Annotated in this window: 17 protein-coding genes and 1 tRNA gene; 13 read left to right on the forward strand and 5 right to left on the reverse strand. The window is 59.4% G+C overall.

Annotation, left to right across the window (positions count from 1 at the left end; all coding sequences use genetic code 11):
- Positions 1 to 58: 58 nt before the first annotated feature.
- The 3 genes from I6E74_RS08690 to I6E74_RS08700 all read right to left on the reverse strand — a co-directional run bounded on the left by I6E74_RS08690 (position 59) and on the right by I6E74_RS08700 (position 4,110).
- Complete coding sequence (locus I6E74_RS08690; RefSeq protein WP_197124779.1) at positions 59 to 1,522, reverse strand: SulP family inorganic anion transporter; 1,464 nt, start codon at positions 1,520 to 1,522, stop codon at positions 59 to 61.
- A 283-nt stretch (positions 1,523 to 1,805) separates the two neighbouring features.
- The gene (locus I6E74_RS08695; protein WP_197124781.1) at positions 1,806 to 3,506 is read right to left on the reverse strand and encodes an AarF/ABC1/UbiB kinase family protein; all 1,701 of its coding nucleotides are present in this window, start codon (positions 3,504 to 3,506) and stop codon (positions 1,806 to 1,808) included.
- Between the two features lie 37 nt (positions 3,507 to 3,543).
- A complete protein-coding gene (locus I6E74_RS08700; protein WP_197124782.1) occupies positions 3,544 to 4,110 on the reverse strand; it encodes a PadR family transcriptional regulator in 567 nt (188 codons plus the stop codon).
- A gap of 175 nt (positions 4,111 to 4,285) precedes the next feature.
- On the opposite strand from I6E74_RS08700, the gene I6E74_RS08705 reads away from it, so the two are divergent.
- Positions 4,286 to 6,046: a pyruvate dehydrogenase gene (locus I6E74_RS08705; RefSeq protein ID WP_197124784.1), complete on the forward strand. Its 1,761-nt coding sequence runs from the start codon at positions 4,286 to 4,288 to the stop codon at positions 6,044 to 6,046.
- Positions 6,047 to 6,191: 145 nt separating this feature from the next.
- Here the strand turns inward: I6E74_RS08705 and I6E74_RS08710 are convergent.
- Positions 6,192 to 6,275: transfer RNA gene (locus I6E74_RS08710), tRNA-Leu, on the reverse strand.
- A gap of 152 nt (positions 6,276 to 6,427) precedes the next feature.
- On the opposite strand from I6E74_RS08710, the gene I6E74_RS08715 reads away from it, so the two are divergent.
- Positions 6,428 to 7,759: a M20/M25/M40 family metallo-hydrolase gene (locus I6E74_RS08715; RefSeq protein WP_197124786.1), complete on the forward strand. Its 1,332-nt coding sequence runs from the start codon at positions 6,428 to 6,430 to the stop codon at positions 7,757 to 7,759.
- A gap of 24 nt (positions 7,760 to 7,783) precedes the next feature.
- Positions 7,784 to 8,635, forward strand: a complete 852-nt coding sequence (locus tag I6E74_RS08720) for an undecaprenyl-diphosphate phosphatase (RefSeq protein WP_197124788.1) — start codon at positions 7,784 to 7,786, stop codon at positions 8,633 to 8,635.
- Between the two features lie 95 nt (positions 8,636 to 8,730).
- Here the strand turns inward: I6E74_RS08720 and I6E74_RS08725 are convergent, their stop codons facing one another.
- Complete coding sequence (locus I6E74_RS08725) at positions 8,731 to 9,666, reverse strand: proteasome assembly chaperone family protein (protein WP_197105594.1); 936 nt, start codon at positions 9,664 to 9,666, stop codon at positions 8,731 to 8,733.
- A 64-nt stretch (positions 9,667 to 9,730) separates the two neighbouring features.
- Here I6E74_RS08725 and I6E74_RS08730 point away from each other — a divergent pair, with 64 nt between their 5' ends.
- The 10 genes from I6E74_RS08730 to I6E74_RS08775 all read left to right on the forward strand — a co-directional run bounded on the left by I6E74_RS08730 (position 9,731) and on the right by I6E74_RS08775 (position 18,693).
- The gene (locus I6E74_RS08730) at positions 9,731 to 10,402 is read left to right on the forward strand and encodes an HAD family phosphatase (protein WP_307784432.1); all 672 of its coding nucleotides are present in this window, start codon (positions 9,731 to 9,733) and stop codon (positions 10,400 to 10,402) included.
- The gene (locus I6E74_RS08735; RefSeq protein WP_197124790.1) at positions 10,399 to 11,385 is read left to right on the forward strand and encodes a tRNA (adenine-N1)-methyltransferase; all 987 of its coding nucleotides are present in this window, start codon (positions 10,399 to 10,401) and stop codon (positions 11,383 to 11,385) included. Before I6E74_RS08730 ends, I6E74_RS08735 begins: the two co-directional genes overlap by 4 nt.
- 22 nt (positions 11,386 to 11,407) lie before the next feature.
- Positions 11,408 to 12,397, forward strand: coding sequence for an FKBP-type peptidyl-prolyl cis-trans isomerase (locus I6E74_RS08740; protein ID WP_231604961.1), 990 nt, complete (start codon positions 11,408 to 11,410; stop codon positions 12,395 to 12,397).
- 47 nt (positions 12,398 to 12,444) lie between these two features.
- Complete coding sequence (locus tag I6E74_RS08745; RefSeq protein ID WP_197124793.1) at positions 12,445 to 13,428, forward strand: YafY family protein; 984 nt, start codon at positions 12,445 to 12,447, stop codon at positions 13,426 to 13,428.
- Positions 13,421 to 14,413 (forward strand): YafY family protein, encoded by a 993-nt coding sequence (locus tag I6E74_RS08750; protein WP_197124795.1) that lies wholly within the window; start codon positions 13,421 to 13,423, stop codon positions 14,411 to 14,413. Before I6E74_RS08745 ends, I6E74_RS08750 begins: the two co-directional genes overlap by 8 nt.
- Positions 14,413 to 14,760, forward strand: coding sequence for a hypothetical protein (locus tag I6E74_RS08755; protein WP_197124797.1), 348 nt, complete (start codon positions 14,413 to 14,415; stop codon positions 14,758 to 14,760). Before I6E74_RS08750 ends, I6E74_RS08755 begins: the two co-directional genes overlap by 1 nt.
- A complete protein-coding gene (locus tag I6E74_RS08760) occupies positions 14,761 to 15,132 on the forward strand; it encodes a hypothetical protein (protein WP_197124799.1) in 372 nt (123 codons plus the stop codon).
- A 78-nt stretch (positions 15,133 to 15,210) separates the two neighbouring features.
- Positions 15,211 to 15,426, forward strand: coding sequence for a Sec-independent protein translocase subunit TatA (gene tatA / locus I6E74_RS08765; RefSeq protein ID WP_197124801.1), 216 nt, complete (start codon positions 15,211 to 15,213; stop codon positions 15,424 to 15,426).
- 50 nt (positions 15,427 to 15,476) lie between these two features.
- Positions 15,477 to 16,235, forward strand: a complete 759-nt coding sequence (gene tatC, locus I6E74_RS08770; RefSeq protein ID WP_197124803.1) for a twin-arginine translocase subunit TatC — start codon at positions 15,477 to 15,479, stop codon at positions 16,233 to 16,235.
- 25 nt (positions 16,236 to 16,260) lie between these two features.
- Positions 16,261 to 18,693 carry an RNA helicase gene (locus tag I6E74_RS08775; RefSeq protein ID WP_197124805.1) on the forward strand — a complete coding sequence of 811 codons (2,433 nt, stop codon included), beginning with the start codon at positions 16,261 to 16,263 and terminating at the stop codon, positions 18,691 to 18,693.
- Positions 18,694 to 18,702: the final 9 nt, after the last annotated feature.

Consider the following 18,702-nt stretch of genomic DNA (forward strand, 5'->3'; position numbering starts at 1 on the left):
GATGAGGGCCCGTTACGCCATGGCGTAACGGGCCCTCATCGCACTCAGCGCGTTTTCGCTAGCCTTCTTCGCCGAAGTTCCCGGCGAGACGCTCGTGCATGTACTGGCTGGCCTCGTTCATACCGACAAGAACGACCCGCTTGTCAAGACGCTCGTACTTCGTCGTAATGGCATCCAGGGCCGCTACCGTCGAAGCATCCCAAATGTGGGAGTTTGACATGTCGATGATGATGCGGTCGGGGTCATCCGTGTACTCAAACTGCGTGGTCAGGTCGTTGCTCGACGCGAAGAAAAGCTCCCCGTTGACACGGTAGTAAGCAGTGGGCACTGCCTCATCTTCGGGCAGTGTGCGCTCCACCGTTGCGAAGTGCGCGACTCGACGCGCGAAGGCGACCATCGCGACGATCACGCCGACGAGCACACCGATCGCGAGGTTCTCGGTTCCGACAACAACTGCAACGGTGGCCACCATGACGGTGGTCTCGCTCTTGGGCATGCGCTTGAGCGTCGACCAGCGGATGCTGTGCCAGTTGAAGGTCGAGATCGCGACGATGATCATGACGGCCACGAGCGCGGCCATCGGGATGATCGCGACAACGTCGCCCAAAACCACGACGAGGATGAGCAGGAAGATTCCCGCGAGGAAGGTCGAGATTCGAGTGCGAGCTCCCGAGGCCTTCACGTTGATCATGGTCTGGCCGATCATTGCGCAGCCACCCATTCCGCCAAACAGTCCAGAGAGCACATTGGCAACGCCCTGACCCCAGGCTTCGCGTGTCTTGCGTGAGTGGGTGTCAGTGATGTCGTCAACGAGTTTCGCGGTGAGCAGCGACTCAAGGAGTCCGACGAGAGCCATGGCGATCGCGAACGGGCCAATAATCTGGAGAGTCTCCAGAGTCAGGGGAACGTTCGGGATGAAGAGCTCAGGAAGGCTGCGGGGGAGTTCGCCCTGATCGCCAACCGTGGGCACTGAAATCGCCATCGTGACGGTGATGACGGTCAGCAGCACGATAGCTACGAGAGGAGCGGGGATCACCTTAGTGAACCGCGGCATCAGCACCATGATGATTAGCCCGGCGCCTACCAGCGGGTAGACCATCCACGGCACGTGGAAGAGGTGCTCAAGTTGCGCCATGAAAATCAAGATCGCCAGCGAGTTCACGAAGCCGAGCATGACGCTGCGCGGAATAAAGCGCATGAGCTTGGCCACACCAATCACGCCGAGGAACACTTGCAGTAGCCCGCCAAGGATTACGGTCGCAATGAGGTAGTCCATGCCGTATTCACGGGCAACGGGGGCGATGACGAGTGCAATCGCTCCGGTAGCCGCCGTGATCATCGCGGGGCGCCCGCCGAGGAAGGCGATTGAGACTGCCATCACGAACGATGAGAAGAGCCCGACTCGCGGGTCGACTCCGGCAATGATCGAGAACGAGATTGCCTCGGGGATCAATGCGAGAGCCACGACCAAGCCGGCCAAAACCTCTCTGGTGAGGATGCGCGGCGTGCGCAACGCCGTCATTACTGACGGTTCGGCGCGATACCGGTTTGATTTGGGGGCTTGGGCAATGGCGATGAGATTCTCCTGCGGACTGTGCCACGCGGCCGCGTGGCGGTGAAAAGAGTGAGGAGCCTGAGTGCATGTGTGCACGGCTCATAGCCTGCGACAGTGCTGGCAATAGACCAAAGATGATCTGGTCACACGAGAACGGACGACAGTAGGTGTGTCTGAGTCCTCGTCCACGATAGCCGATCATGCAGATTCATGGGCGACTCTCAGACTGCGTGGCTCCGTCGTGGCTCCGTTAGAACAGTCGGTTGCGGTTCACCACGCCCGCAAACAACACGTGCACCAAGGGGAGTGCCGATCCGATGATAAGCACGAGGCCGATGGTCGGATCCGTGTCCCGCACCAGAATTCCCCCGATAAGCAGGGCCGTAAAGAGCACCGCGGAGATCAGGCGGCGCACCAGAAGTTCAATCATACGAAGGCGCTTATCTGCACCTGGCGTTTCGACAGCGAGCTGACCGCGTTGCATGAGAGTTGCAACGCTCTCGAGTTGCTGCGGAAGCCGCAGAATCAAGCCGGCGGATGACAGAGCTTGTTTCGCGAGCTCTTTCACGGTTCCGCCGCCTTCGTCGCGGGCTAGTCTCGCGGCAAAGGGCTCGATGGCAGTCCAGACGTTGTAGCTGGAATTCAAGTCGCTGGCGACTCCGGAGGTGACCGAGATGGCGCGGATAATCAGCAAAAAGTTTTCGGGCAGTTGAAACGGCATCGTGCGGACGACTTCACTGAACTCATTGCCAAAGGCGCGGAACTCCTGGGGGTCTACCTGTTGGAGTTCGCTGAAGCCCATACCGCCGAAGCGATCGAACAGTTCCCCCAAGGCGCGCTCGAGCGGCGCGCTTTCAGCGCTACGGAGCAGGATGCCCATATCCCGCACGCTCGCGACAAGGCCCGGAGCATCCCTCGCCGCTGCGGCAATGATGAGGCGCTGAAGACCACGGCTGAGATTTTCAGGAACGTCGCCCATCATCCCGAAGTCAATAAAGGTCAATGTCCACTCGGGCGTGGATTGGTCGGCGCGGTCAGGATCCGCCGGCGTCACGAAGATGTTTCCCGGATGCGGGTCGGCGTGGAAGAACCGGTGCATGAAGAGCTGCTCAAACATCGCGCGCGACAACTCGTCGGCGACTTCGGCGGGGTCGATTCCGGCCGCGACCAGCTTCTCGTGGTCGTTGATCTTGATAGCGGTCGCGTCGGCAAGAGTCAGAATGCGGCGCGTCGAGCGCTCCCAGACGACCTCGGGAGCGTCTATGCGGGGGTCATCAGCGAAGTTTTCAGCGAAGCGTTCCGCGTTGCTTCCCTCGTTGAGGTAGTCGATCTCGCGCAGGCTAATGATTGCGAATTCTTCGAGAAGTGCCGGCAAGTCGACGCGTCGTGAGATGAAGCGAACCCGGTTAAGCCAACTCGCGACACGACGCAGAGCTGCGAGGTCGACGGTGATGATGTCGGCGATGCCTGGCCGCTGAACCTTCACAACAACAGCGGAGAATCCAACATCCACCGCATCATTGGCTGTCAGACGTGCTCGGTGTACTTGACCGAAGGATGCCGCGGCAACGGGAGTTGGGTCGAAGTACTCATACGCACGCTCAAGGGGCATGCCGAGTTCTCTCTCGACGCTTTCGCGAATGAGGGTGAAGTCGACTGCGGGAACCTCGTCCTGCAGTCCTTCAAGTTCTCGAGTGATTTCGCTCGGCAGCACGTCAAGGCGGGACGACATGAATTGCCCAACCTTGATCATGAGCCCGCCAAGATCAACGGCAAGACCGTGAAAACTACGAGCGATGCGCGCTGCTCGCACGAGCCGACGTCGAGCAGCAACACGTTCGAGCCCGAAGCGGGGCAGAACAAGTTCGAACCACCATTCGAGGACCATGTACCGGGCAGCAAAACGCAGGATCCGACGGTAGCGGGCGCGCAGCTGTCGAGTGTCGGTCATCAAATCTCCCTAGTGCCGACGTGGCCGGCTTGTCCGCTCAGTCTTGGGCGAGGATGGCGTAAAGCTTACGACGCGCATCATCGATGACGCTGATGGCTTCCTCTACCTGTTCTGGGTTTCCGGTACGCATCAGCGGCACGACTGCTTCCGCCAGTTTTGCGGCAGCGTGGGGGAGCACGGTCGGGCGTGACGAGTCTTTTGCTTCGGAATTCTCCCACGGTGCAGGGCGACCAGCTTTGGCTTCGTCGTGACCCTTTTCAGTGAGCGTGTAAGTTTTCTTGCCGTCGGCTTCGTGAGCTTCGATGAGCCCTTCGTCGGCGAGCAACTGAAGGGTGGGGTAAACGGAACCGGGGCTGGGCTTCCACGCGCCGTTACTGCGCTTGTCGATTTCTCGAATGATTTGGTAGCCGTGCATCGATTCCTCAGCGAGAAGGGAAAGGATGGCGACGCGAACGTCTCCGCGGCCCATACGGGGAACTACGCGACGTTCGAATTCTGAGCGCACGTTGTCGAGCGCATCCCAGAGACCTTTTCCTGCGTGGTCGAACGCGTCTGCGAACGGGCGTCGAGAATCTCGGCCACTTGTTCCGAATGAGTTATTCATGCTGATCCTCCAGTCGGTGGATGCGGGGCACGAGCGGCCTCGCCGATACTCAACGATACATCGTTAGAATCTTGTCGTCAGGAATTTCAGCTAACCCGCAGCAACCAGATCACCGCGCAACGACGAAGGAACCAGTTCGCTGTATTCGTGCAGACTGGGGGAGTTAACTGGGGTCATGGCAGCTACCGTCTCAGATCAACTCATCGGCCAACTACAACACGCAGGCGTCAGGCGCATTTACGGGATTGCGGGTGACAGCCTCAACCCCATCGTTGACGCCGTGAGACGCACCGGAGGATCCGCCAAAGGCGGCATCGACTGGATCCATGTGCGCAACGAAGAGGCCGCCGCGTTCGCCGCCAGCGCCGAAGCACAATTGACTGGTGAACTTGCAGTCTGCGCTGGCAGCTGTGGACCAGGCAACCTCCACCTCATTAATGGGCTTTTTGATGCGCACCGCAGCGGCGCCCCGGTGCTCGCCATCGCAAGCCAGATTCCCTCGACTGAAATCGGCAGCGAATACTTCCAAGAAACCCATCCCGATCGTCTCTTCGTTGAGTGCTCGAATTACCGCGAACTGATTTCCACCGCCGCACAAGCGCCCAGAGTCGTGAACTCCGCGCTTCGGCACTCGATCAGCCTGGGCGGAGTTTCCGTCATCACGCTTCCCGGAGACATTGCCGGGCTCGACGCTGTGGGCAACGCACCACAGTTGGCTCGCCCTGGGATTCCAGTCTTGGCCCCGGCAGCTACCGATGTGGCAGCCCTCGCTGAGGCCATCAACTCATCCGAACGAGTCGCAATCTTCGCCGGAGCAGGAGTGGAAGGTGCCCACGATGAGGTCGTTGCGTTCGCCGATCTGCTTGCCGCTCCGATCGGCCACACACTCCGCGGCAAAGAGTGGATTCAGTACGACAACCCGTTCGACGTCGGGATGACGGGGATGTTGGGCTACGGCGCCGCACACGATGGCATCCACGATGCCGATCTCCTCATCTTGCTCGGCACCGACTTCCCCTACGAACAATTCTTGCCAGACGGCTCACACGAAAGAATTGCCCAAATCGACACGAAGGCAGAGCACTTAGGACGACGCACCAACGTTGAGATCCCTGTTCACGGCGACGTGGCAGCCACTATCGCCGCAGTGACACCGCTGATCACGAACCGCACCAACAGGAGCTTCCTGGAGAAGACTCTCAAACGTCATCACCGCCTGCTGAATAGCGTGGTTGACGCCTATGCCAAGAATGTCGACAAGAAAATCCCGATTCATCCTGAATTCGCCGCATCACTGCTTGACGATCTCGCTAGTGACAACGCGATCTTCACAGCTGACACGGGTATGTGCAACGTGTGGCAGGCCCGCTACATCAACCCCAATGGCCAGCGCCGCCTCATTGGCTCGTTTCTTCATGGCTCAATGGCTAACGCACTCCCACAGGCCATTGGCGCCCAAACGAGTCATCCTGACCGGCAGGTGATCGCCATGTGCGGCGACGGCGGACTGTCGATGTTGATGGGTGAATTGATCACCGTCGCCGCGAACAAGCTCCCCGTAAAGATCGTCGTCTTCAATAACTCAACTCTGGGCATGGTCAAGGTTGAGATGCTTGTTGACGGATTTCCCGACTTCGGGGTGGACGTTCCATCCGTTGACTTCGCGGCCGTAGCGAACGCGCTCGGAATCTTTGGGCAACGGGTAGACAAGCCCACCGACATCCACTCGGCGCTTGAAGCGGCGCTCGCCCACGATGGGCCAGCGCTTGTCGATCTCGTCACCGATCCGCTTGCGCTGTCACTACCGCCAACCATTACCGGAGAAATGGCCCGCGGTTTCGCACTCGCAATGTCAAAAGTGGTCATGAACGGGGGAGCAGGCGAGGCTGTAAAGCTTGCGAAAAGCAACATTCGGTTACTCCCGGGCGCCCTGTAGCGCGCAACCCAGAAGACGCCTGCGGGAGTTCACAAGGATTCCTGCAGGCGAGCGTTTTGGCCGCACTATCGGCCGAGGGTAAAAAAATAGCTCGGATCCATAAACATGGATCCGAGCTATTTCGATGTCTTACGACACCTCGCTGTGCGCGAAGGGGGACTTGAACCCCCACGCCCTTTCGGGCACTAGCACCTCAAGCTAGCGCGTCTACCAATTCCGCCATCCGCGCGCATCTGCGGCGCTACAAGAGCACCGCCGAGATAAGAGAATAGCATCCTTTTTGAGCACCACATGACGCATCAAACAACGGTCTTCCTGAGTCCGGTTTCGGGTATGCCGTGGCGTGCAGATATTTACTGGGGAGACGGCTAGCGTGGAGTTATGACTTCTGAGCCACAACTCGAGCGCACAGCCCGCATTGCGCAAGATCTCATCCGTTTCGACACTTCCAACTATGGGGAGGGTCGATCGAACGGCGAGACTGATGCCGCCGAATATTTGGGTGCGTTGCTTGAAGAGATGGGCCTCACCACTCAATACTTCGATGCTGCCACCGGCCGCACGACGGTCATTGCCAAGGTGGAAGGTAGCTACGACACCGCGTCTTCTGCGCCTCACGCGAAAGAGCGCCCTGCACTGATTTTGCACGGCCACACGGATGTCGTACCTGCTGATCCCAAGAACTGGTCGGTAGATCCGTTCGGAGGAATCATTCGCGACGGCCTCCTGTGGGGCCGCGGCGCCGTGGACATGAAGAACATGGATGCCATGATCATCACCGCACTCGGCGACATTCTGGGAGCCGGCAAGCGTCCCGCTCGCGACCTCACGATCGCCTTCTTCGCTGACGAAGAAAATGGCGGCGAATACGGTTCGCACTTCATGGTCAAGAAGCACCCCGAGATTTTTGCGGGAGCAACCGAAGCCATCAGCGAGGTTGGTGGCTACTCTGTGGATCTCCAGGGCCAACGCGCTTACCTTTTGCAGACGGGCGAAAAGGCTCTGATGTGGATCAAGCTCACCGCGCGCGGCATGGCCGCTCACGGCTCGCGTGTTATCAGCGACAACGCCGTCACCAAGCTCGCAGAAGCTATCGCGATCCTTGGCCGCCAAGAGTGGCCGGTGCATCTCACTGACACCACGAAGCTGCTCATCTCTGAGCTCTCTCGCATTCTCGACATTGATCCAGAAGAGGTCGGTCCCGATCAGTTGATTTTGGCTACCGGTACCGCATCCGGGTTTCTGCAGGCAACGTTGCGCACCACAAGCAACCCCACGCTGCTGAAGGCCGGCTACAAGCACAACGTAATTCCGGACGTCGCAGAAGCGCTCGTCGACATTCGCACTCTTCCCGGCGAAGAGGATGCGGTGCTCGCGCAAGTGCGTGCGCTCTTGCCCGATGAGATCGAGATCGAGATGATGCACCGCGACATCGGCCTCGAAACAAGTTTCGATGGTCCCCTGGTCGATGCGATGGTTGAAAGCCTCGGAGTCTTCGACCCCGGCGCGCCTGTTCTGCCGTACCTGATGTCGGGCGGCACCGACAACAAAGCGCTCAAGCTTCTCGACATCACCGGCTACGGTTTCGCCCCGCTGCAATTGCCGCCCGAGATCGACTTCCCGGGGATGTTCCACGGTGTTGACGAACGTGTGCCGTTGGACGCATTAGTCTTTGGCAGGCAGGTCTTGGGAGACCTGCTTCTCAAGTACTAGTTCTTACCTAAACGGGAGCGTTCCATGGGGTTCATCGAGGCCATAATTCTCGGGCTTGTTCAGGGCCTCACGGAATTTCTTCCGATCTCTTCGAGTGCCCATTTGCGCATTATGGGTGAGTTTTTACCCTCTGCGAGTGACCCCGGCGCCACATTCACGGCAATCACCCAGTTGGGCACTGAGCTCGCCGTCATTCTCTTTTTCCGCAAAGATATCGCTCGCATTCTGAGCCGCTGGTTTCAGCAATTCCGTAAGCCTCATGGCTCCCACGGCGAAAAGATCGATCGGAATCATCCGGATGTACGGCTCGGGTGGCTCGTCATCATCGGCACGATCCCCATCGTGCTCGTGGGCTATTTCGCGCAGGAGTACATCCGTTCGACGTTCCGTTCGCTCTGGTTAGTTGCAACCGTGCTGATCGTGTTCGGCATCATCTTGGGAATCGCTGACTACCTCGGCAAGCGCACGCGCGCTCTCGAAGACATGAGCTACGGCCACGGCATCACGATCGGTCTCGCCCAAATGCTCGCTTTGGTACCCGGCGTCTCACGGTCGGGGTCGACAATGACAGCCGGCCTTGCGCTCGGGTACACGCGCCCTGCTGCGGCACGCTTCGGCTTTCTGCTGGCAATCCCTGCCGTCTTTGGCAGCGGACTCTATGAGCTCGTGCACAGCTTCGGCGAGCCCAACCAAGTGTTCACCTACGCCGAAACGGCCGTCGCCACGGTGATTGCATTTTTCGTGGGCTATGTCGTGATCGCAGCCCTCATGCGCTACATCGAAAAGCGTTCGTTCCTGCCGTTTGTCGTCTACCGCGTGGTCTTGGGCGTGACGCTGTACGTGCTGCTGTCGCTCAACGTGATTCAGCCGGTTTAGTCGTTTCTCGCGTTTTAGCCGTGTCAGGCGTTCACAGCGGCTGAAGCGTTCGCGCTGGCTAAAGCGACATCGCGATCACACCAGCGGTGCTGTGCTTAGTCCTTGCCACGCCACGGCTCGTCGCCGGCGGCACCCGGATCGGGCTTGTCGTCGCCGCTCCGCAAGTACTTCTCGAACTCTTGAGCAATTGCTTCACCGCTGGCCGAAGGAGAGTCGACCGTGTCGCGGGCTCGTTCGAGCTGCTCGATATACGACGACATGTCGTCGTCTTCGCCGGCGAGAGCGTCAATACCGGTTTCCCAGTCGGTTGCCTCAGTCACGAGATCGCCGCGGGGGATCACGACATCCACAATCTCTTCGAGCTTGTCGATCAGAGCGAGGGTCGCTTTCGGTGATGGGGCGTTGTGCACATAGTGTGGAACGGATGCCCAGATCGACATTGTCGTAATGCCGCTAGCTTCTGCTGCCTGACCGAGTACCGACAGGATGCCCACCGGGCCTTCGTAGCTGCTGCGCTCGATGTCCAATGCTGTGCGAACGGCGGAATTTTCGCTCGACGTGAAGACTGAAATGGGGCGAGTGTGGGGCACGTCGGCCAACATCGCTCCGAGGAACACGATCGAGGAGATGCCGTTGTCGACCACGGTCTCGAGAATGTCGCGGGTGAATGCTTTCCAGGAGCGCGAGGGCTCTGTGCCGAGCAGGAGGTAGATGTTCGACTGGTTGTTGGCGCTCAACTGCAACTCGGCATCGGCGGCGATGCTTTCGGGGCGTTCGGCGTTGGGGCGCGACGGGCCGTACATCGTGACCGATGGCCACGTCATGACGCGGTTGCCGTCGTCGTCGTGTGAGAGAACTGGACGGTTGAACTGGTAGTCGAAGTATTCTTCGGGATCGACTTCTGAGATGGGATACACGTCGAGCTGCTCTTTGAGCGATCGCACTGCGCCGCTCGCTGCTTCACCGGCGTCGTTCCACCCCTCGAAGGCGACGACGAGGAGTCGTCCGTTCGCAAATGGGGTGTTAGTCACTGGTCTCCTTGTGGTGCGTGGCAGGAATGTTCTTCACCCAAGGATAGAACTACGATGGTGCGTTGTGACTCACTCCACTCCGGCGGCCGTCTTGTGGGACATGGACGGCACCCTCATCAACTCCGAACCGTACTGGATTTCTGCGGAAACCACGCTTATCGAATCGTTTGGCGGTGCTTGGACGCATGACGACGCGATGGAGTGCGTGGGCAAGGGATTGCTAGAGTCCGCCCGCGTGATGCAAACGAAGGGCGTCACCCTTGACGCGGTCACGATCGTGGATCGCCTGACAGACAGCGTGATGGCCCAGCTCAAGGAGTTTGGGATTCCCTGGCGCCCGGGTGCCCGCGAGCTTCTCCAAGAGCTCCGCAGCGCCGGTGTTCCCACCGCCGTCGTGACAATGTCGATCGGGCGGATGGCGCATCATGTCGTCGACAATCTCGGCTTCCATGGTTTTGACGCCGTCATTTCTGGTGACGATGTCGAGAACGCTAAGCCCCATCCTGAGGCCTACCTCGCGGGCGCGGGGGCACTCGGTGTCGAAATCACCGATTGCGTTGCTATCGAAGATTCCCCTCCCGGTGCCACCTCGGCGTTCGCCTCGGGTGCCACTGTCATCGGTGTTCCCTTCATGGTGGACATTCCCGAAGACAAGACCCACGCCCTGTGGCCGACACTCGACGGCCGCACCCTTAACCATCTCTCCGAACTGCACGCAAAGGTGACCACGCGATGAGCGACGTATTCCGACGACAGAGCGGCCCCTTCCGTGAAGGGGATCGTGTTCAACTCACCGGGCCAAAAGGGCGCCTCAACACGGTGACTCTTGAAGCGGGGGGAGCGTTCCACACTCACCGTGGCGTCCTCAGCCACGACGTCATCATCGGTCAGCCGGATGCCAGCGTTGTTACGAGCACCAACGAGATCGAATATTTGGCGATGCGCCCTCTGCTCACCGATTTCGTCATGTCGATGCCCCGGGGCGCCGCAATCATTTACCCGAAGGATGCCGCCCAGATCATCGGTCAAGCCGATATCTTCCCTGGCGCTCACGTTGTGGAAGCCGGTGTCGGCTCCGGTGCGCTCTCCTTGTGGCTGCTGCGCGCTATCGGCGCGAGTGGGCAGTTGAACTCCTTCGAGCGTCGTGAAGAGTTTTCCGAGATCGCTCAATCCAACGTTGAGACGTTCTTGGGCGCAAAACCCACGAACTGGACTGTCACGGTTGGTGACCTGCAGGAGCAGTTGCCCGCAACAGTTGAACCAGGTGCGGTAGACCGCATTGTGCTGGACATGCTCGCTCCCTGGGAGTGCATCGAAGAGTGTGCCGACGCCCTCACTCCCGGCGGAGTGCTGCTCTGCTACATCGCCACGGTCACCCAGCTGTCGCGTGTCGCCGAGGCGATCCGCGCTACTGGCCTCTTCACAGAACCCGATTCCAGCGAGACTATGGTGCGCGGCTGGCACGTTGAAGGGCTCGCCGTTCGTCCTGATCACCGCATGGTCGCCCACACCGGCTTCCTCATGACGGCCCGCCGCCTTGCACCAGGATCCGTGCTGCCCGAGCTCAAGCGCCGTGCCTCGAAAACTGACTTCAAGGACGAGGATGTCGAAGTATGGACTCCCGGAGCGCTCGGCGAACGTAGTGCCAGCGCTAAACGCCTGCGCAAAACGGCACGCGAAGCGAAGGCCGCGGCTGAGGCCGGGGCTTCTGACCGGTAGAGTGTTGGCGATGTCTGTGACGATGAAAAGAGTGTTTGTGCGCAAGCTTGCAGTGGTGGCCCTTAGTGCCGGAGTTGTTGTCTCGTTGGCCGGTTGTGCCAATGGTCCGTTGAGCTTGGCGGACTGCACTCCGGTTTATTCTTCTGGCTCCAGTTCCGCGCTCGTGAGTGCTTCTGGCGCTCTCAGCACCGACCCCGAGGCCGAGTTCCCCACTCCGCTTATTTCAACGGATGTCGAGAACGAGCTCGCTATTGAGGGCGACGGCGATCAGGTGGGTGCTGGCGACATCACGACCCTCCAAATCACGATTTACAGCGGCGAGACCGGTGAACAGCTCATCTCCACAGGCCACGACACTGCGGGGTTGCGCGTCGCGGTCACCGAGGGTGCACCGCACTTCGGCGACATTGCACAGTGTGCAACCGTCGGTTCCCGCATCATCACTACCGGCACGGCAGGCGACATTCTGGGCACAGAGAACATTGCTCAGAATCAGCTTCCGCTGGCCGATGAGGACACCATCGTGATGGTGAGCGACGTCGAAAACCGTTACCTCGGCAAGGCTGATGGAGCGGACAAGCTCGCTCCTGCCGGATTCCCGTCCGTGGTGCTGGCTCCGAATGGCCAGCCTGGTTTCACCTTCCCGTCCGGCGATGCACCGAGTGAGCTCATGTTCACTGCGCTGAAGGTAGGCTCCGGCGAGACTCTCGAAGAGGGTGATGCAGCCGTTATGCACGTGAGCGGAATCGAGTGGGGTGCCGAGAGCACATTCACCAATAGCTGGGCAGAATCTGGCGTTCCCGGAACCTTCCTCATGGAGAGCACCGAGACCTCCGATTCGGGCCTCCCTCCCGGACTCACCGAAGCTCTCATCGGGCAGACTGTTGGCTCGCAGGTGCTCATCGTGTTGCCCGCGGATGTCGGCTTCGCCGCTGATGCACTGCCGACTGACGTCACGAGCGGTGCCACCCTCGTCTTCGTGTTCGACATCCTCGGAATTCAAGAGCAGTAACCGCAACCCACGACACGGCCGGGTGTCAGAGACATAGGATTTGACTCGTGCCAACACCGAAAGTTCCCAACGAAGAACGGCTCTTTAGCCTCGTTTTGGCGTTGCTCTCCACTGAAAATGGGCTCACAAAGAGTGAGATCCTGTCGACGGTGCAGGGCTATCGCCAACGCTTCGTACACTCGGGGGATAACGCGAACCTTGAGCGCCAGTTTGAGCGCGATAAGGACGACATTCGCGAGCTCGGGGTTCCGCTCGAAACCATCGAGCCTCCCGAGCAGGCGGGTAATAATCAGAATCTTCGCTACCGCATCCCTCGAGTCGATTACGAACTTCCCGAAGACATCAAGTTTTCGGCGGAGGAGTCAACTTTGCTCGGTCTCGCCGCAATGGTGTGGCGAGAGGGTTCCCTCTCTGAGGGTTCGCGTCGCGCCATGGTCAAACTCCGGTCCTTGGGCATCGAAACGGCGGAACCTGTTCTCAGCTACGCGCCACAGTTGCGGGTGCGCGACGAATCATTTGAGCCACTGCGCGAAGCAATGGATCGTCGCGTGCTGGTCAGCTTCGAATATTTGAAGCCGGGGGAGCAGTCCTCCACCACTCGACTGGTGGCACCGCTTGCGCTCGTGCAACATCAGGGCCGCTGGCACCTGTACGCCAAAGACCCGCACACGGAACAGTTCAAGACTTTCCTGTTGCGACGCATTGTGAGCGACATCCAGCGCAGTAAAAAGACTTTTGACTACGTCACGGATGATGCTGCAGCTCAAGCCTTGTCAGGGCTTGAGAAGGTCTGGCAATCCAACGTCGCGATGTTGCGGGTGGAACCCGGCACCGACGCTGCAACGCGTCTGGGTAAGCGACGCGGAGCAGTAATGCATCCGGATTGCATTCTCGAGGTCAACTTCACTGACGTCAACATCATGGCTGACGAACTCGCGAGTTTTGGCCCCGAGGTCGTGGCGGTGTCTCCGCCCCATCTGCGGTCCGCAGTGATCGAGCGACTCAAGAGAACGGTGGCAGACCATGGCTAAGAAGATCCCACCGCTGCGCGCTCAAGACAAGCTGGTCTTTTTGCTCGCTCTCGTGCCGTACCTCATGGACCGTGACCGCGTCAGCGTCGCCGAAACGGCTCTTCACTTTGGCGTGCCCGAGCAGCAGATTCGCGATGCTGTGCGGCTCATCGCCGTTTCCGGAATCCCTGGCGATACCGCGACCTATCAGGCTGGCGATCTTTTCGATATTGCGTGGGATGACTTCGAAGACAACGATCAAATCGTGTTAACCCACCTCGTCGCCATCGATGACACACCGCGTTTTTCTGCGCGCGAAGCTTCTGCCCTTATCGCGGGTTTGCAATACCTCTCGAGCCTGCCTGAGCATGCTGACCGTGCAGCTATCGCGACTCTTACCTCGAAGCTGTCACGGGGCGCGTCTGCGCAACCAACGGCTGTCGCGGTGGAGTCGAACGCTCTCGATGAGACGCTTGCCCTCATCCGCGAGTCAGTTGCGGCGGGAACCCAAATCGAGTTCGACTATCGCAACTCACGAGGCGAGTCTGAACGTCGCCGGATTGACCCGCTCCGGGTTGAGTCGGTGGATGCGGACTGGTACGTGCGCGGCTGGTGCCATTCACGCGAGGATGTGCGCACGTTCCGCATGGACCGCATTTCCCACCCGGCCATGACAACAGAGGCCATCACGCACACCGCTGGTGACGTGAACCTGCCAGAAACACTGTTCGACACCTCCGCCGAAGATATCGAGGTCACCGTTGAGGTGGCTCGGAGCGCCATCGGCTTGCTGGGCGACTATGTACCCGAAGACGCGATTCTTGTTCCCGCGGATGATCGCGTTCGCACCGTGGTCCGTGTTCCTCATTTTCACGGCCTCAAGCGACTGATCGCGGGGCTTCCCGGAGTCGTGACTGTCGTGGCTCCCGACGAAGCACGCCGCGCAGTGGCCTGCTGGGCACAAGCCGGCGCCGATCTTTACGCAGAACCACGACAGGTGTTGTGATGATTGCATGGTGGGGTTGGGTGCTCATTTGGGTGGGTCTTGTACTCATCCTGATCGTCATGCTTGGCGTTATCGCCTGGGTTCTGTTCCGCAAGGCAATGGTGCTCATGAAGGATCTTTCGGACGTCGTCGACAAGACGTCGATGCTCGATGTCGAGGCGGCAAAACTCACGAAGCCCCAGATCGCGATCCTCACCGAGATGGCAGAGATTCGCGATCGCCGCGAAGCGCAGAAACGCCATCGCTCTGAGCTGAAACTCGCACGGCATGAACGCCGAATCGCGCGGGGCAAGACGATCACCACACGCGACGCTTCTGCGATGCAGTGGCCTCAGGAGTGGTCGTAGGTGGGGTGGGTTTTCGCTGTCGGCTTCATTCTGGTCGCGTTGCTCTGGTTCGCCACTTGGTTGAGACGCAGAACTATCCGGGCCTATTTGCTTACGGCCGGCGCGCAGACAGCGGGTATCAGTAGCGAGTATCGACGCGGGCGGCGAGCTCCCCGCATTGCCGTGCGCTACACCGACAACGCGGGAACCGAGCGCGTTGCCGTGAAGTCCTTGGTGAGCGCAGGCGATGCCCAACTACTCGCAAAACCGGCGGTTGTGCTCTACCACCCTCAGCATCGCAGTCGCTCAGAATATGTGCTCGTGGGCTTTGGCAAGCAGCCTCAGCGGTGGTTTCCGGTCGAGTTTGCACCCCGCGATTTCTCAGCCCACTAACTGTTCCTTGTTCAGCGTATCTAGGCGAATCTAGGTATGATTAGCCCACGCAGCCTTCGATTCTTAAGGAAGTTCTCCATGCTCGGCAATCTCAGCGGTTGGCACCTCGTTATCCTCTTGGTCGTCATCCTCTTGCTCTTCGGTGCACCGAAACTTCCTGGGCTTGCGCGCAGTCTCGGCCAGTCAATGCGTATCTTCCGCAGCGAGGTCAAGACAATGAAGGACGAGAACAGTTCCGACTCTCCAGCCGACACTTCGGCGGATTCGAACAGCGACACTCCACCTAAGCCCTAACCCCTATGGCAGTTCGCGCCGAGAGGTGGCGTTCCAAGAGTGAAGAACGGATGTCACTCGGCGCGCACCTCATAGAGCTCAAGAAGCGGTTGTTCATTTCCGCGATCGCGATCCTCGTGACCGCTATTGCCGGATTCATCTTTGCGAATTTCTTTATCGACGCCTTGCGCGCGCCGATCACCAACATCGCCGATTCAACCGGTCGCGGTGCTGCCCTGAACTACGACGCGGTCACTCAAGCATTCGATATCCGTATGCAGATCGCGTTTACAGTGGCGATCGTTGCTGCAAGCCCGGTGTGGCTATACCAAGTCTGGGCATTTTTGGTTCCCGGCCTCGTACGCAAAGAAAAGCAGTACGCGATCGGTTTCTTAGCAACCGCTATTCCGCTATTTCTCGCGGGCTGTGCCGCCGGTTGGTACGTCATGCCCAACATCATCACTCTCATGTTGGGCTTCGCAGGCGATCAAGATCTCTCTAATCTGAACGCGAAGTACTACTACGACTTCATCGTGAAGCTGCTGCTTTCGGTCGGCATCGCTTTCGTGCTTCCCGTTTTCGTCGTGCTCCTTAATCTGGTCGGGGTGCTGTCAGCGAGTGCAATTCTCAAGGGCTGGCGCGTCGCCATTTTGACGATCTGCATCTTCACGGCCATCGCAACCCCTGCAGCAGACGTCATCTCAATGTTCCTGCTTGCCATTCCGATGATCATTCTTTACTTCATCGCCGCGTTGATCGCGTGGCTCCATGATCGGCGTGCGGCCAAGAAAGCTGCCGCCGTCGACGCCGAGTTGCGAGCAGAGGGCTAAGCAATCACCGTTTAGGCTGTAGTCAATGACTGAACTGTCTCCCGCCGAACGGTACGCCGCGGCAAAGAAGCGTCGGGGCTACCCGGTGCTCGAAGCTTTTCGCGCCGGCCAGCGTTTTGATCTCGACGATTTCCAGATCTCTGCCTGCCAGGTTGTCGAAGACGATAAGAGCGTTCTCGTCGCGGCACCCACCGGTGCTGGTAAGACGATAATTGCTGAGTTCGCTATCTACCGGGCCATGCAACTCGATGGGCCGAAGGTGTTTTATACCGCGCCCATGAAGGCTCTTAGCAATCAAAAATTTCAAGAGCTCGTCGCCGAGTACGGTCCTGAGAACGTAGGCCTGCTCACCGGTGACACAAACGTCAATGCCAGCGCGCGCATTGTGGTCATGACCACCGAAGTGCTGCGCAACATGCTGTATGCCAAGTCTGACTTGCTCAAAAATCTCAGCACGGTCGTGATGGATGAGGTGCACTTCCTCGGCGATCGCTTCCGCGGCGCTGTGTGGGAAGAAGTGATCATCCATTTACCCGAGGATGTTCACATGGTCTCGCTGAGCGCGACTGTGTCGAACGCTGAGGAGTTTGGCGACTGGCTACAGGCCGTTCGGGGCGATACGGAAGTAATCGTCTCAGAAGACCGCCCAGTGCCCTTGGAACAGCATGTGCTCGTGGGCACGAAGCTCATCGACCTCTTCGATTCGTCCGGCTTGGCCGCAACGAACCGTGTGAATCCAGAGCTCGCGCAGATGGCGCGTTTCGGTGGTCGAAGCCAGAGTGTCGGCAATCGCCGAAAGAGCAGTCGCCATGACTCTCGTGGCGGTCGCCCGGCACGATCTCGCATGGATCGCGCGGATGTCGTCGCAATGCTGTCGTCAAAGAATCTTGTGCCAGCCATTTTCTTCATTTTCAGTCGCATGGGCTGTGATCAGGCGGTGAATCAAGTTTTGCGCGCTGGCGTTCGCCTGACGACGTCCGAGGAGCGTGACGAGATTCGCGAGATCGTGGAGGCTCGCTGCCGCACGCTTCTCGATGAAGATCTAGCTGTTCTCGGCTATTGGGATTGGCTCAGCGGTCTCGAGCGTGGCGTTGCCGCCCATCACGCTGGCCTTCTTCCCGCCTTCAAAGAGGTTGTCGAAGAACTTTTCCAGAAGAAGCTTGTCAAGGCTGTTTTTGCGACAGAGACGCTCGCGCTCGGTATCAATATGCCGGCCCGCACCGTTGTGCTCGAAAAGCTTGAAAAGTTCAATGGTGAGGCTCGCGTTCCGATTACCCCGGGGGAGTACACCCAGCTCACTGGTCGTGCCGGCCGCCGCGGTATCGACATCGAGGGTCACTCGGTCATCCAGTGGGTGGACGGGCTAGACCCGCAGGCTGTGGCATCCCTCGCGTCACGCCGCACTTACCCGTTGAACTCAAGCTTCAAGCCGACCTACAACATGGCAGTGAACCTCATCGAGCTGTTCGGTCGCGAACACACTCGCGAGATTCTGGAATCGAGCTTCGCGCAATTCCAAGCCGACCGCGCTGTCGTTGATTTGGCTCGCAAGGTTCGTTCACAGAAGAACTCGCTCGACGGCTACGCCAAGTCAATGGAATGCCACTTGGGCGACTTTGGCGAGTACTCCCGCATCCGGCGCGAACTCAATGATCTTGAAAAGAAGTCGCAGCCCAAGAACGATGCCGCCCACCGCGCCGAGCGCGAACGTCGTCAGCGCAAGCTCGCGGACTTGCGTCGCCAGATGCGCAAACACGAGTGTCATGCGTGTCCGGAGCGCGAATCTCATGCACGCTGGGCCGAACGCTGGTGGCGCCTGAAGCGCGAAACGGATCAGCTCACTCGCCAGATTCAGAACCGCACAGGAGCGGTAGCCAAGATCTTCGACCGCGTCACTGATGTGTTGACCAAGCTCGGCTATATCGAACCGGGAGCCAACGGTGAGATGACGATCAACTCCTACGGCCGCACGCTGCGACGCATCTATGGAGAACGCGATCTCCTCGTCGCCGAATCACTGCGACACGGGTTCTGGAACGACCTCGACGCCCCCTCCTTGGCCGCCATGGCCACGACGCTGGTATATGAGCCCCGTCGCGACGAAGGTGACCTCAGCGATCGTTACCTTCCGCGTGGTGCCTTCCGTGAAGCGTTCGATAAGACGACCACGCTGTGGGCAGAGCTCGACGATCTCGAGCGTGACAACCGCCTCCCTGGCAGCCAACCGCTCGCGGCCGGGCTCGCGCTCGCTATGTACCGCTGGGCGAATGGATCCAATCTTGACTCCGTTCTCGATCTAGCGGATATGGCTGCGGGTGACTTTGTACGCGTCACCAAGCAGACCATCGACCTTCTTGACCAGCTCTCGGTCGTCGCTGACGGCAATGTCGGCCCGACCGCGCGCAAGGCGCTCGACGCCATCCGTCGCGGAATCGTCGCCTACAGTTCTGTCGCTTAGGCTCGAACG

The organism is Salinibacterium sp. SWN139 (genome assembly GCF_015864625.1).
In the GTDB taxonomy this organism is placed as follows: Bacteria; Actinomycetota; Actinomycetes; order Actinomycetales; family Microbacteriaceae; genus Rhodoglobus.